Origin of the sequence: Pseudobacillus badius (assembly GCF_002189605.1) — a bacterium.
Classification (GTDB): Bacteria; Bacillota; Bacilli; order Bacillales; family Domibacillaceae; genus Pseudobacillus; species Pseudobacillus badius.
Genome location: NZ_MWMM01000021.1, coordinates 1 through 13,841, shown reverse-complemented (window position 1 = coordinate 13,841; position 13,841 = coordinate 1). Strand labels below are relative to the sequence as shown.

Below are 13,841 nucleotides of genomic sequence, written 5' to 3'. Positions count from 1 at the left end.
TTCTTTTTTTCATGAAAGGAGCGATTACATGAGCGATGAACAATTGATTGAGCTATATAAAAAGCTGGATTATATTTTGCATATTAGCGATGGATGGCTTTGGCAAGACTTCTTCCGATCAATAGGAGGAGGTCTTATTTTTTTATTAACATGGTTGAATAGTTTCATTGAAAACATTGTAGATAAAATTATTACCCTACATGATTTTTATTCGATAGAGCCAGTACAAGAATTTATGCAAACGGCTCGTCCTATTGTTTGGGGCTTATTTTTACTTGCCCTCATGGTATTAGGCGTTCAATTTATGTTAAATAAAATAGATAAACGGAATGAAATCATTTTGAATGTTATTTTAGCGGTGTCTATGGTCGTATTAATTCCTGATTTAATGACCAATATGGGCAAATTAACTAATTCTAGTGTAGAGCAGATCAACCCTAAAGACACGAGTCTTGCTTCTGGAATGGTGAAAAGCAATGTAGCGGATGTTCTATATTATGCTCAAAATGATTTCAAGTTTTCTAAAGATAATAAAGGCGGCTTACCTCCGCAGCCTTCTGACAAAAACAATCCAAAGATAGGTACAACCGACTTCACGAATGCTAATCGGCTGTCTGAAAAGTCCTTGCCGTATATTTCATTTAGTGAAAAGTTGGATTTAAAAGAGGATGATGGATGGCTCACTAAGGAAGATTGGGTGAAAGATCTTGACGAAGATACAAAAAAGGTATTACAGAAGAAGCTTGCAGCCACAGGGAATGAGGACAAGTTTGTTGTAAGGGACTTGCGTGAAAGACAAGTGATAGGAACAACATTAGGTCAAGAAAGTTACTACCGTTACCATGTAAACTGGGGAGTATTAATCTTTTCTTTGGCTGTAACAGCCTTTGCCATGGTAATCACGATTGTAAAAATCGGACGTTCGATTTTTGATTTGGCATTTCATCAGATTTTCGGAATGTTTGTTGCTGTGACCGACTTAACAGGCGGTCAAAGAACAAAGAAAATCTTAGTTGAAATTATGAATACATTCGCGATTATTTTTATCATGATGATGCTACTGAAAATCTTTATGATGTACGCAATGTGGTCAAATGATTTAAAAGATGACATCGGAGGAATTGGAGTTTTATTACTATTAGTTGCCGGTACATGGGCATTAATAGACGCCCCGGATATTGTTCAGCGTATGCTAGGAATTGATGCTGGGTTGCGCTCTGGGTCACAGGCTTTAATGGGAGCATATGCAGGAGCTAAAGCGGCAGGAGCTGGTGTGAATGCTACTAAGAAAGGAATCGGTGGGATTGGAAAAGCTGGTGTTGGTTTAGCAAGTGCTGCAAACTTCGCAAGACGCTCTGTTTCAGGAATGATGAGTAAAACGCCACAGGAACTATCGAAGAGTGGCATACCAAAAATGCAAACAAAACCTATTCCTAGATCAGGTCAAGAAAATGCAGTTGACGCGCTCGGTTCGATAGATGAGCCTAAATTAGACGGTATTTCTAATTTAAATGATTCACCTATGCTTTCTAAAGAAAACAATGGAACAGGTACAAATCTGCCAGACAAAGACTCGGCTCTAATAGGATCTATTCCTCATTCGGGGGCTGGATCAGTTTTAGATGACACGAAAGAACCTAATAGGGCTGCTACAAACACAGGTGAATCAACTATACCAGCTCAACAAAGTAATCAATTATCTCCTAAGAAGGAAACAGAGCCAATTCCATCTGGATATTCTCAAATGAACTCACAAGCCACTACATCTGAATCAACGGCTGCTGCATCGGTTAATTCAAACTCGGCTAGTGTTAACCTAGTTCAAGAAAGAGATTCAGGAATTTCTTCTATTCCGAACACTGGCATTCAGTCTGGATCATCAAGCAAGCCAAATGGTTCGACTATTTCAAGTGTTGATTCAGCTGTAAAAGACAAAGGGGGTACAGCTGTCCCACCAATAAATAATGATAATATTCCTCCAATGCCAGAAATGAAAAGAGGGACAGAGCCGCCTGTTTCTTCTTCAACTGGAACATCGAATCTATTAGTAAGGGATGATAAAGGAAAAGGAGTAGATAGTTCTATTCCAACGGGTAGTCAGGCTGCTAATTATGGTCATAAACATGCAACACATCCAAACACTCTCATTGGAGGAAACCGATCTGTTCAGGAAGCAAAAGAATTAATTGTACGAGCAGGAAACAGCGGATTTACATTAGGCCAGAATATTCGAAGAGCAGGTGTGGGGCTAGCAAGAGTGACGAATGTGGGGAACAAGCCAACAAAAAGTACGGATCAGTTAGGAGCAAAGGAGATTAAACCAAGACCGAAACGAGAGGAGCCTGACGAATGAAATATAATATTCCAAAAGAGATAAGGTCTAAACCTAAGCTTTTTGGTTTAGAAATGAGGGAGCTAGTCATTTTCTTGATTAGCTTCATTTTTATTTTCACAGTAATGAAGGATCTCGTTCATAGTGCTTTTACGATTCCTTATTTTATTGTTTCAGGGATAGCATTACTTTGGGCACTTATGCCATCAAGCAATAATCCAGGGGTTAAAAATTATATGTCTGCTTATTTGTTTTTTAAACATAACTCTCACACTTACCATTCAATTGATTCAAATAAAATCTTAAATACCTTGATGTACGGAGATAAGGAAAAGGAAGGAGGACGCATACGAAATGACCAAACAAGAGGTTGACGCATTAAAGCCTATTGTTGTTCCCACATACTCGGAAACTAATAAGAAAAAAGAAAGCGCATTTTTAGATCGCTTTAAAAAAATGAACTGGAAAGGCAAAGCAAAGACTACCTCAGAGAAGGTAGAAAAAAAGAAAAAAGCTGAGAAGGTGTTGAGACAAACGCCTTCAGTCCTGCCTTTTCTGAAGATAGACGAGAGTTGTATCACATTGAAAAATGGTGTAATGGATATTTTTCAAATTAACACAAAAGACCTTTACTCAATGAGTCATGAAGACTTGCAATATATGCTTCTATTACGAACTCGTTTTTTACGTAGTTATTCTGCGGATATTAAGGAAGTTGGATTGAATTTCCCATCTAATACAGGAGAACAAAAAAGTTATTGGATGAAAAAAAGAGAGAAAACAACAGATCCAATTCGTCTTAGATTTATCGAACGAAAGCTATTTGAATTAGACTTTTTGGAAAAGGAAAGAACAAACCGAGAGTTTTTCCTATTTATTTATGCGGACACACCACAGCAGTTAGGGGAACGTAAAAAACAAGCAATTCGAAGCATGCAACACTCATTTCCTTTAGAAAAGCTATCGTTAGATAAAAAAATAGATATTTTATTTATGCTAAATAATCAGAATACAAAAATTTGAGGTGAACAATATGAAAAGTCTGCTTGATCGAATAAAGCTGAATAAACAGGAACAAGCTGAGAGTAAGAAAAAAAGTGAAAAGTATGATCAGTCTTTTTTAGCAGCTATTCAACCTGTAGGAGGGGTATCGTTTAAAGATAAATATATTAAGAAAGGTGATGGGTATGAGGCGTGTATACATATTTGGGATTATCCGTCATCAGTTGATGAATTGTGGTTAGAGAAACTATCTTCTATGCGTGATGTAATCTTTGTTAAAGATATAGCCACAATGGAAAAGGATCAAACGATTAGCTCTATTAATAAGAGTATGGTAGAGCAAGACACACGTTATCGAAGCTCTAAACATCAATCTGAAAGAATGGATGCTTCCCAAAGCTATAGTGAATTAGAAGATTTATATAAAAGTATTAGTCAAATGGGCGAAGTGGTGAAATTAATACACATTCGCCTATTTGTGCATGAAAAGACAATTATGCAGCTGGAACAAAAAGTTCAAAGCATCATTACGGATTTAACTTCGTACGGGTTTAAAGGTCAAATATTCTTAAATGAATCTCGATGGGAATGGCAGTCTTTATTTCTTCCTTACAAAGATCAACAACTATTTCCAAACAAGAGAGAAGGAAAGGGACTTCCTGCTCTTTCTCTAGCTGCTGGATTACCTTTTCACTTCTCAGAGTTAAATGATCCCAAAGGAAGCTATTTAGGTCTCTCTTTCACTGGTGGCAATGTTATTTTTGATATGTTTCATAAAGATAAAAAGAGAAGATACTACAATGGTGTAGTTGTAGGAACTATGGGAGCTGGAAAGTCCACTGCATTGAAAAAATTAACTACAGACAATGCGTGTCGAGGATATTTTATTCGCGGATTCGATGTAACCGGAGAATTTGCCACGCTCGTTGACGCTCTTAACGGACAAAGCCTTAGCTTAGATGGTAGTCATGGGATCATTAATCCATTACAAATTTATAGAGTAGCAGACAATGGAGAAGACACTGTTAAAGACGAGAATTTAAGCTTTATGCAGCATCTTTCTAAAGTGGCTACATTCTATGAGTTTGTAGCCAATGATCCATCAACGGATGAATTAGAGGAGTTTAAAAAGATTCTACGGGCATTTTATGAGTCACTAGGATTCATAGAAAAAATTCATACAACGGGTGTAACAGATCTACCGAATGAAGAGTACCCGATCTTTAGTGATTTACTTCATTTTATACGCAAAGAGTTGTATGAGCATCCAGAGCAACGTATTATTCGACCAGAACTCAGTATTGCTCGTGCTAATCGGTTAGAAAAAATTGAATTGGTTCTTGATAACTTAGTTCACAGTTATGCTCACCTTTTTAACGGTCACACGACATTGCCTGACTTTACAAATGAACAAGTGATCTTCTTTTCAATTAGAAATTTAACTCGCTTGGAGAAAAATATTTTTAACGCTCAAATGTATAATGCGTTAACAATGATTTGGGATAATTTGATTCAAATTGGTGCCCCTCAAATGAAAGCATTATACAAAGATGGTTTCGATGTAGATGAAGCTATTCGCTTCCTAGTCATTATAGATGAATCTCATAGAATGATAAATTCAGAGAACATGCTAGCTGTGAGCTTTTTGACGGACTTCGCGCGGGAAGCTCGCAAGTATTTTGGAGGCTTGCTATTGGCAAGTCAATCTATACGTGACTTCGTTCCTGACCATTCCGATACGGAAGTTGTAACTAAGATTAGAACACTGTTTGAATTAACTCAATACAAATTTATTATGCAGCAAGATTCAAATACATTGGATTCGTTAAGAGCTATTTTCGAAGGGCAAATGAGTGAAAGTGAACTGGCGCAAATTCCTCAATTTCAACAAGGTGATTGCCTGTTGTCCATCAATGGTGTGGGGAACCTAATGTTCACCGTTGAAGCATCAGAAGAAGAGTTAGCCTTGTTTACAGGGGGAATGTAAGATGGAAAAGGCAACTAAGGTGAAGTTTCTTTTAGTGGTTTTAGTTGGAATAGTTATTGTAAGTATCACTATTATGAACCTTTTTAATAAAGATCAAGGACAAGAGGATTCTAATTTTCAAAACGATTTTGGTACAGCAGAGTATGAAGAAGAAATGAGTAAGGATTCCTCTTCTTCCCAATCAGTTGAACAGAAAAGTTCATCACAATCACAAGATGATCAAAATTATGAAAAGGAATATGTTGACCTGTTTGGAAAAGAGTCATTTAAAAAAGCAAAAGACACAGCTAATAAGGCAGCTACACTTTGGTTGAAAGATGATAGAGATTTATCTGAATGGGAGGAGATTTCTGATCCTTCCTTTTTTATGTTGATTAAAAAAGAATTGGTCGTTGCATCAGATGGAATTACGCGCAATGTTAAAGATTTAGAAACTTTCTCAGTTGCTCCAGATCAAGAGAATGAATTGAAATTCGAAGTAATTGCTACTTGGGATGTGATGAAAGATGGTGCAGTTGTAAAAGAACAAACGCAAGCACTTTATATTACTCTGATTCAATCAGAGGAAGAGAATAAGTGGATTGTGAAGGAGCTTGTTTAAATATGAATAAGCTTCAACAAGTATTAAAAAAAGCAATTACATGGAAAGCTGTTGTATGGATTGGCGGACTCTTGGGTGTTTCAGGAGCCGCCATTGTTTTGGCGATTATGTTGCTTATATTTGCTATTGTGGGAGCTGTTGCTGGATCTTCTGGAAACAACGAAAGTGCCCCTATTGGATTTTCTGCCTGCGCTCAAACAGGTGATCTTGATATGGCTAGATGGGACAGTGTTTTTGCTACAGCAGGTAAGTTGAATGGAACACAAAATACTATTGTTCGACTAGCAAAAGAACATGGTATTGATCCAGTTTTGTTTGCAGCAATTGCTCTTCATGAAACAGGATTTGGTACCTCTAATGCTGTTGTGAACAAGAATAACCCTGGTGGATTGATGGATCCAAAAACGGGCAGTAGAAAGTTATATATCTTTCCAACTTTAGAAGATGGCTTAGCTGCAATGGCAAGAACACTTCACAATCGGATTATTAAAGACGGACTAAATACAGTTGAAAAACTAGGTTCTGTGTATGCGCCTTTGGGAGCTGCGAACGATCCGAATGGTTTAAACAGGCATTGGGTTCCTCGTATTAAAGAGTATGCAGGGAATCTTGGTGGTCTAACAATGAATTGTGAAGTAACTGATGGGCTACCACTTGCCCCTAGCGTTGGTGGTGCAACTTTCCAAGCAATGAAGGCTGAATTTGAAAAATACAATGGGTGGAGATATACATGGGGCGGTTCAAATCCTCGAACTTCTTTTGACTGCAGTGGACTAACGCAATACATTTATAGAACCATTTTAGGTGTAAATATTCCTCGGACAGCTGCTCAACAATATGCAGCAGCTAAGAAAATTCCTGCTTCGGAAGCGAAGCCCGGAGATCTAGTTTTCTTTAAAAACACTTACAAGCAAGGAATTTCACATGTGGGAATTTATGTCGGCAATGGGATGATGTTTAACGCTCAATCCAAGAAAAAAGGAATTCGTTATAATCCAATTCGAGACAATTATTACAATGAATCTCGTTTTGCAGGGTTCGGACGATTTGCAAATATTGACTAGGTGGTGATAATCAACCACCTAGTTTTTCGTATAGAAAGGAGTGGGAAGTGAAATGAAGCTGAAGATAAATAGAGAAATTGAAAACAAGTTTTACATTGGATTTTTCCTCTTTATTGGTCTGTGTTTCGCTGTGTTTTTCACATCACGATTATGGATGTACGATGATAACCCTATCATGCAAACACCTTACAATATGGAGATTACTGGACTGGATCAAACCAATTTGGTATTGCAAAAGTGGGAGTACAATCCTAACGAACAGCTCATGGAAGTAATGCTTAAAACAAAACATGTAGGGACAGATCAGGTTAGACCAACGTTTTCTTTTGCTGCTAAAGAAAAAGATAGCAAAGAGATCTTTCCCGTAAAGGTTGTGTACAAGGATGAAGAAACTGTTGTATTGCAAATTAAAAAAGTGCCGGAAACCTACAGTTATATAGGATTGTTTGTGAGAGAAAACAGAGATCCGAAAATTATTGAAAATGAAATAAACAATGCTTTACCAGAAGGAACAGGCACCCTTGATCCAGATGCAGCACAGGCAAAAAGCAGCTGGCCAAAACCAAAAGAAACCATAGTGATTGGCGATTATCGGAAAATTAAGTTGAACAAAGAATTGAAAAGCAACTCAACTTTAGCCTATAAGAAAGAGCAGATTATGTTGGAAATTGAACAGGTGAAAAAGGAAATTGTGACCATTCAAAATGAACGTATTCCTCTGCAAGAACAGTTAATTTCATCAATCAAAGAGGAAATAAAAACACTGAAAAGTGAAATGAAATACAAAACAGAAGAGGAGAAACAAGAAGCATACACGAAAATTGTTTCTCAACAAGAAGCAATTAAAAAGGCAGAAAAACAACAACAAGATTATTTAACTGAAGTGAAACAACTACAAGAAAAAGAAGCAAAGTTGTATGAGAAATTGAACGATGTTGAATCTAAAGCGGCAGCCGCAAATGATAAAAAAGAGATCGAAAGCGCTATAAAACCCACAAAAAATGAGGTGGAAAATGGAGGTTTTGAAGAAGAAATCGAGCTAAAATAGCCGATATTTTTTTAGATTTATGGTATTGTTTTGGTATTTTTCTCGCTGTTTTTTTGTCCCCATTGAAAAGTTAGGCTCTGCCTAACCCCACACGTTAAGTGGGGGCATTTTTTCCTTATGCTCTTGCAGAATTTCCAACAGTCCGCATGGCGGAGCTGTTGGCAAAAGAATCATGCTAACAAATACTCGCATAATTCTTTCTCTGAACCCGCAATTTTGTTTATCCAGGCTATGTAAAGATGTGTAATGGGGTGATGTTTTGGAGATCAAAGTTCGCAATTTGAATGCAGCTACAGTAAAACAAATTGATGAATTAGCCAAGAAAAAGAAGATGTCGCGCGAGCAGTTCTTAAGAATATATTTGGAAAAGCTGGCTCATGTTGATCCATTTATTCAGGAAAAGAACCGAATGGAAGAAGCAATCCAACGATTCATCATTGTGTTAGAAAGAATGCTGGAGATAGTGAAAGAAAATAATGAGGAGGTGAAAATGTTAAAGACTCTCTTCCTCATGATAACGGACACAGGTAATGATGAGATTGATCATTTCATAAATACGTTTGGAGGAGATATAGATGGCAAAGATCGCAAGAACATATAAGTTTGATGAAGATACCATCAAAAAAATTCAAGTGTTGGCAAAAGAACAGGGTCTTAATTACACTACTGCTATTGAGTTTGCCATTAATAAATACTTTGAGGAGCGTCACGAAGACAATATAGCATTAATCAATTCGATAGATAAGTTAATTGAGAACAAATTAAATGAGAAGCTGAACTCGTTAAGGAATGATTTGAATCGTGTGAGGATTGCTACGAACATCATTGATAAGCATGTACAAATGATGTTAGAGTTCTGGAATCATTATTTTGTTATTCATGATTTTAAAAAGTTGGGAACAACGGAGCAATATAAAACAAAAGAGCTTATTGAAGCTGAAGAATTAATCATTAAACGAATTGCTCATAACCGTCAACGTAAATTAGATCATGAGAGTAAGAGGAAGAAAGCTGAATGAGTCGTTCACCGGGGGTAGTGTTGAAAAGCAAATTTGTTATGCCAAGTGCAAGTGAATATAACAACTATGTTGAATATATGGATCGTGACGATGTAAAAAGAGAAGTCCAAGTTAATCGTCATTCACAAGCTGTGAATGATTTTCAGGTATACCACTCGTATATTAACTACATGGGTGATGAAGAAAAACAAGGTTCTTTGTTTACAAGCGATATTGATGAATTGAATTCAAAACAAAAAAGAGAATTAAAAAAAATATTCCATTTAGCACAGCAAAATGGCTCTCCTCTTTGGCAAGATGTGATTAGTTTTGATAATCAATGGTTACAAAAACAAGCATTATATGATTCGAAAACAGGCGCTTTAGATGAAGAAAAAATAAGAAATGTGGTGCGTGAAGCAATCAAAGAAATGCTGAAAGCGGAGAATATAGAGGACACAGCCGTTTGGTCAGCAGCTATTCATTATAATACAGATAACATTCATGTTCATGTGGCAACAGTTGAACCATTTCCAACTAGAGAAAAGAAACGAATATTTGATAAAGAAACAAATGAGTGGACGGAACAATATCGAGCTAAACGAAAACAGGGAACTTTGGATAAGATGAAATCACGTGTAGCTAATACGATTTTAGATCGTACAAAAGAAAGAAATCGGATTAACGATTTGATTAGAGGATCAGTTTCAACTAAAAAAAGTGTGGATTTAGCAACGTATAGAAAAACGAAACGATTGTTTCAAAAAGCCATTAAAAAACTGCCGGAAGATCGAAAAAAATGGCAGTATGGTTATCAAGCTATTAATGATGCCCGTCCATATATTGATGAAATAGTTGAGGTTTATTTAAATACTTATCATAAAAAAGAAATGAGAGAACTGCATAAATTATTAGATGATGAAGTAAAGGTTATGAAAGAACTGTATGGGGAAGGGAGCCAATATCAGAAGTATAAAGAAACCAAACTAAATGATTTACAGAAACGACTTGGGAATGCGGTACTCGTTGAAATAAGGGCTTATGATAAGCGTGTGCGTCAGATGGAGGCACAAACCTTTTACGCAAAGAATCATCGTTCTTACACTCAATATAAATGGAGAAGAAGTCAATCGTTAGATTCAGCGATTAGGAATTTGCAATTTCGATTAAGAAAATCTTTTCATGATTATCAAAAGGATCGGAATGTAGAAGAATTTGATCGTATGTTAGATGGTTATGAACGATGAATTTTTGTATACTAAAGGGTATTGAATATAGAGCAATCAAGTCATCTAAGTACCCTAAAAATATATAGTGAGGAGTATCAAAAAATGAAAGTTACTTATCTTTCTATAATTAATCAAGAACGAAAGAAGCGATTAAAAAATGGCTTGTATGATTACGTTACAATTACCATGTCATACAATACCAATAAAATTGAAGGCAGCACCTTGACATTATCTGATACTCAATCTTTGTATGAGAAGAATGTCATACTGACAGGTGGACATAAAGTTGATGACATTATTGAAAGTAAAAATCATTTTGCCTTAGTTGACTTTATGCTAGAAACAATAGATGAACCTTTAACCGAACGTTTAATTAAAGAGTATCATCAATTATTAAAAAAAGGTACAAGTGACGTAGAAATGTATGGTATTGGTCGTTATAAAATATTCCCTAATATCGTAGGGGATCAAAAAGTTGCAGAGCCGCACGAAGTGCCTGAGAAAATGGAGAAGTTAATTGCGAATTATAACTTGCTTCAAACAATTGATTTAAAGGATATTTTAACTTTTCATCATCAATTTGAATGTATCCATCCGTTTCAGGATGGGAATGGACGAGTCGGCAGAATTATTATGTTACGTGAATGTTTGAAAAATGATGTTACGCCTTTTATTATTTCTTCTGAACGGCGTGAGGAATATATTCAGGGATTAAAAATGTTTGAAAAAGATCCTTCTTTATTGATCAAAGAAGCGATGTTGCAGCAGGAAGTGTTTCAAGAAATGGCAGAGCCATTTATTAAACACTACACCAAATTAGCAGCTGAGGCAGAACGTTCCAATTCACCTGAAAGATGATAGTGGGATTCACCATATTTGGTGAATCCTTTTTATTTAAAAAATAAATTGAGGGAGTTAGGACAATATGAAAACTGTGGTGTTAGCAGAGAAACCGAGTCAAGGAGCTGCTTATGCAGAAGCATTTCAAAAAACAAAACGGGAAGACGGCTATTTTCTAGTAGAAGATAGTCGTTTTTTTAATGGTCTAGCTTATATTACTTGGGGGTTCGGTCATTTGGTCGAATTGATACCACCTGAAGCATATAAGGAAGAATGGAAGAGCTGGAGCCTTCAAAACTTGCCGATTCTTCCGGCTTCCTTTCAGTTTCAGGTAGCGAAGGACAAACAGAAACAATTTCAAATAGTGAAGAAGTTGTTAAAAGAAGCGAACGAAATTATTGTGGCTACAGACTGTGATCGTGAGGGAGAAAATATTGCTCAAAGTATTATTCAAATGGCGGGAGCGAGCCATAAACCGAAAAAACGATTATGGATTAATTCTTTAGAAGTCGATGAGATTCAAAAAGGATTTAAGAACTTGAAAGAAGGAAATGTGTATTTGCCTTTGTATCGAGAAGCACAATCAAGACAATTCAGTGATTGGTTAGTCGGAATGAATGCGTCACGTTTATATACATTGTTGCTTCGAGATAAAGGATTAAATGGTGTATTTAGTGTAGGGCGCGTACAAACACCTACTCTGTATCTAATTTATAAACGGCAGCGAGAAATTGAACAATTTAAGCCGCAGCCTTTCTATGAGTGGGTAGGAAATGTCCACATCAATAATGGATCATTTGAAGCAAAACATAGAAAACAATTTTTCTCAAAACAAGAAGCCTACTCAACTTTAGAGACCATTGGAATAAAAGAGGGAAAAAATGAGGGGGTTGTTCAGAAGGTCGAAAGATCATTAAAGAAAACGAAGTCCCCTAAGTTACATTCTCTTTCAACCTTGCAAGGGAAAGCAAATAAGTTATGGAAATACAGCCCGTCAGATGTATTGAAAATTGCTCAATCTCTTTATGAAAAGAAACTAATTTCTTATCCAAGAACAGATACACATTACATTACAGAAAATGAGTTTGTTTATATTAAAGAAAACATAACAAATTACTCATCTGCTTTAGGTGTAGAGATAGATATGGCATTTCCTGAACCTCAGAAACGATTTGTAGATGGAGGTAAGGTTCAAGAACACTATGCACTGGTTCCAACAAAGCAAGTGACAGATTTAAACGGGTTAACGGAGAAAGAACAAAATATTTATAAAGAAATTGTTCTTACAACATTAGCGATGTTCGCACCACTGTATGAATATGAAGAGACAAAAGTAGAAGTTGATGTAAATGGGCTTTTATTTGAAAAGACAGGGAAAGTTGAAAAATCGAAAGGTTGGAAGTCCTTATTTGATACACAAAACAAGTCAGAGGATGAGGAAGAAAAAGCAGCCGTTTTACCAGCTATGACAGAAGGAGAACTGTGTTCAGTTCATGTGTCATTAAAAGAAGGCACTACGCAAGCTCCTAAGCCTTATACAGAAGGTCAACTTATTCAAGTAATGAAACAAGCTGGAAAAGATATAGAAGATGAAGAAGCAAAAGACACATTAAAACGAACGGAAGGAATTGGTACTGAAGCAACAAGAGCCAGTATTATTGAAACACTCAAAGCACAAAGGTATCTAGAAGTGAAGCGAAATGTTGTATCTGTCACACAAAAAGGAAAAATTCTTTGTCAGGCAGTAGAAGGAACAATGTTGTCCAGTCCCGAAATGACAGCAAACTGGGAACAGTATTTATACAAAATTGGTCAGGAAGAAGGGAGTCAATCAGAATTCCTTCGGAGAGTTGAGCAGTTTTTACGTTCTTTGACAGAAGAAGCTCCTCAGCAAATGATCCAGCTAGATCAACTAGTAGAAAAGGCAAAGCAAGAAGCAGGAATAGGGGAATGCCCTAAATGCAGAAAAGGTTATATCCAAGATAAAGGGAAATTCTATGGCTGTAGTGGATATAGCAAGGGGTGTACATTTACTTTGCCAAAAGTAATTTGCAGTAAATCAATAAGTGTATCGAACGCTCAGAAGCTTATTAAAGGGGGAAAAACAGCATTAATCAAGGGATTCAAAAGCAAACAAAATAAATCCTTTGATGCGTATTTATACCTTGAAAACGAAAGAGTGTTGTTTGAGTTTCCGAATAAAAAATAATGTTTAGTGTTCTTGAAAGACTCCAAATTTAAATGTTGGAGTCTTTTTCTTTTTGAACGATTAACTGAAAGGAGGTGAGGTACTTGTTTATAAACATAACGCATGTTTTCGAATGGTTGTTTCCATTGATTATTTCATTCTAGACATACAGAGGAGGATTATAGATGGATAAAGAGCTAGCTACAAGGATTGTTCAGTCTGGATGGGGGAATAAATTTAGATTTGATATGGAGGACAGTCATGCTTTGTATTTTGTATCTCCAACAGAGGAGATAAAAGTCCATTGGGACGAGGAAAAGTCCTATTTGTTTGCGGAAGGACGCACGATTGGTGATGAAGATTGGTGTTACTTGGATTGGAGCGTCTACACTTATCTGGACAGAAAAATTAAGGTCACGTACACTTGATCTAAAAAAGATGAGGAGCTTCAAATATGATAAAGCGAGAACGCCGTACATTTACAGCCGAGTTCAAAAAGCAGATGGTACAGCTGTACCAAAACGGAAAAACAAAAAGAGCTATCATTGATGA

The 13,841-nt window shown here is 36.4% G+C and carries 13 protein-coding genes; all 13 read left to right on the top strand.

The genetic code is table 11. The features are described from left to right. Nucleotides 1–28 precede the first annotated feature (28 nt). Nucleotides 29–2,353: a pLS20_p028 family conjugation system transmembrane protein gene (locus tag B1A98_RS18395; RefSeq protein WP_063384076.1), complete on the top strand. Its 2,325-nt coding sequence runs from the start codon at nt 29–31 to the stop codon at nt 2,351–2,353. Continuing rightward, complete coding sequence (locus tag B1A98_RS18390) at nt 2,350–2,706, top strand: DUF5592 family protein (RefSeq protein WP_041098543.1); 357 nt, start codon at nt 2,350–2,352, stop codon at nt 2,704–2,706. Before B1A98_RS18395 ends, B1A98_RS18390 begins: the two co-directional genes overlap by 4 nt. After that, the gene (locus B1A98_RS18385) at nt 2,687–3,355 is read left to right on the top strand and encodes a hypothetical protein (protein WP_063384077.1); all 669 of its coding nucleotides are present in this window, start codon (nt 2,687–2,689) and stop codon (nt 3,353–3,355) included. Before B1A98_RS18390 ends, B1A98_RS18385 begins: the two co-directional genes overlap by 20 nt. 10 nt (nt 3,356–3,365) lie before the next feature. Beyond that, on the top strand, nt 3,366–5,321 hold the full coding sequence (locus B1A98_RS18380; protein ID WP_041098547.1) for a VirB4 family type IV secretion system protein: 1,956 nt from the start codon (nt 3,366–3,368) through the stop codon (nt 5,319–5,321). A 1-nt stretch (nt 5,322) separates the two neighbouring features. Then, nucleotides 5,323–5,922, top strand: a complete 600-nt coding sequence (locus tag B1A98_RS18375) for a DUF6556 family protein (protein ID WP_041114327.1) — start codon at nt 5,323–5,325, stop codon at nt 5,920–5,922. Beyond that, nucleotides 5,898–6,986, top strand: coding sequence for a C40 family peptidase (locus tag B1A98_RS18370; protein ID WP_125896170.1), 1,089 nt, complete (start codon nt 5,898–5,900; stop codon nt 6,984–6,986). The genes B1A98_RS18375 and B1A98_RS18370 overlap by 25 nt, the downstream gene beginning before the upstream one ends. A 52-nt stretch (nt 6,987–7,038) precedes the next feature. Further along, nucleotides 7,039–8,034 (top strand): hypothetical protein, encoded by a 996-nt coding sequence (locus tag B1A98_RS18365; RefSeq protein WP_052477393.1) that lies wholly within the window; start codon nt 7,039–7,041, stop codon nt 8,032–8,034. Nucleotides 8,035–8,293: 259 nt separating this feature from the next. Further along, nucleotides 8,294–8,635 carry a ribbon-helix-helix protein, CopG family gene (locus tag B1A98_RS18360; RefSeq protein WP_041114326.1) on the top strand — a complete coding sequence of 114 codons (342 nt, stop codon included), beginning with the start codon at nt 8,294–8,296 and terminating at the stop codon, nt 8,633–8,635. Further along, nucleotides 8,610–9,053 carry a hypothetical protein gene (locus tag B1A98_RS18355; RefSeq protein ID WP_041114325.1) on the top strand — a complete coding sequence of 148 codons (444 nt, stop codon included), beginning with the start codon at nt 8,610–8,612 and terminating at the stop codon, nt 9,051–9,053. The genes B1A98_RS18360 and B1A98_RS18355 overlap by 26 nt, the downstream gene beginning before the upstream one ends. Beyond that, nucleotides 9,050–10,279, top strand: coding sequence for a MobP2 family relaxase (gene mobP2, locus B1A98_RS18350; protein WP_041114324.1), 1,230 nt, complete (start codon nt 9,050–9,052; stop codon nt 10,277–10,279). Before B1A98_RS18355 ends, mobP2 begins: the two co-directional genes overlap by 4 nt. An 84-nt stretch (nt 10,280–10,363) precedes the next feature. After that, complete coding sequence (locus B1A98_RS18345; RefSeq protein WP_052475182.1) at nt 10,364–11,119, top strand: Fic family protein; 756 nt, start codon at nt 10,364–10,366, stop codon at nt 11,117–11,119. A 67-nt stretch (nt 11,120–11,186) separates the two neighbouring features. Continuing rightward, nucleotides 11,187–13,310: a type IA DNA topoisomerase gene (locus B1A98_RS18340; protein ID WP_063384078.1), complete on the top strand. Its 2,124-nt coding sequence runs from the start codon at nt 11,187–11,189 to the stop codon at nt 13,308–13,310. A gap of 164 nt (nt 13,311–13,474) precedes the next feature. Next, complete coding sequence (locus B1A98_RS18335; RefSeq protein WP_087903790.1) at nt 13,475–13,717, top strand: hypothetical protein; 243 nt, start codon at nt 13,475–13,477, stop codon at nt 13,715–13,717. The last annotated feature ends 124 nt before the right edge of the window (nt 13,718–13,841 follow it).

Bases quoted from the DNA above. Each gene is read 5' to 3' on its own strand.
- B1A98_RS18395 (WP_063384076.1), top strand. From the start codon at position 29: ATGAGCGATGAACAATTGATTGAGCTATATAAAAAGCTGGATTATATT.
- B1A98_RS18390 (WP_041098543.1), top strand. From the start codon at position 2,350: ATGAAATATAATATTCCAAAAGAGATAAGGTCTAAACCTAAGCTTTTT.
- B1A98_RS18385 (WP_063384077.1), top strand. From the start codon at position 2,687: ATGACCAAACAAGAGGTTGACGCATTAAAGCCTATTGTTGTTCCCACA.
- B1A98_RS18380 (WP_041098547.1), top strand. From the start codon at position 3,366: ATGAAAAGTCTGCTTGATCGAATAAAGCTGAATAAACAGGAACAAGCT.
- B1A98_RS18375 (WP_041114327.1), top strand. From the start codon at position 5,323: ATGGAAAAGGCAACTAAGGTGAAGTTTCTTTTAGTGGTTTTAGTTGGA.
- B1A98_RS18365 (WP_052477393.1), top strand. From the start codon at position 7,039: ATGAAGCTGAAGATAAATAGAGAAATTGAAAACAAGTTTTACATTGGA.
- B1A98_RS18355 (WP_041114325.1), top strand. From the start codon at position 8,610: ATGGCAAAGATCGCAAGAACATATAAGTTTGATGAAGATACCATCAAA.
- mobP2 (WP_041114324.1), top strand. From the start codon at position 9,050: ATGAGTCGTTCACCGGGGGTAGTGTTGAAAAGCAAATTTGTTATGCCA.
- B1A98_RS18345 (WP_052475182.1), top strand. From the start codon at position 10,364: ATGAAAGTTACTTATCTTTCTATAATTAATCAAGAACGAAAGAAGCGA.
- B1A98_RS18340 (WP_063384078.1), top strand. From the start codon at position 11,187: ATGAAAACTGTGGTGTTAGCAGAGAAACCGAGTCAAGGAGCTGCTTAT.
- B1A98_RS18335 (WP_087903790.1), top strand. From the start codon at position 13,475: ATGGATAAAGAGCTAGCTACAAGGATTGTTCAGTCTGGATGGGGGAAT.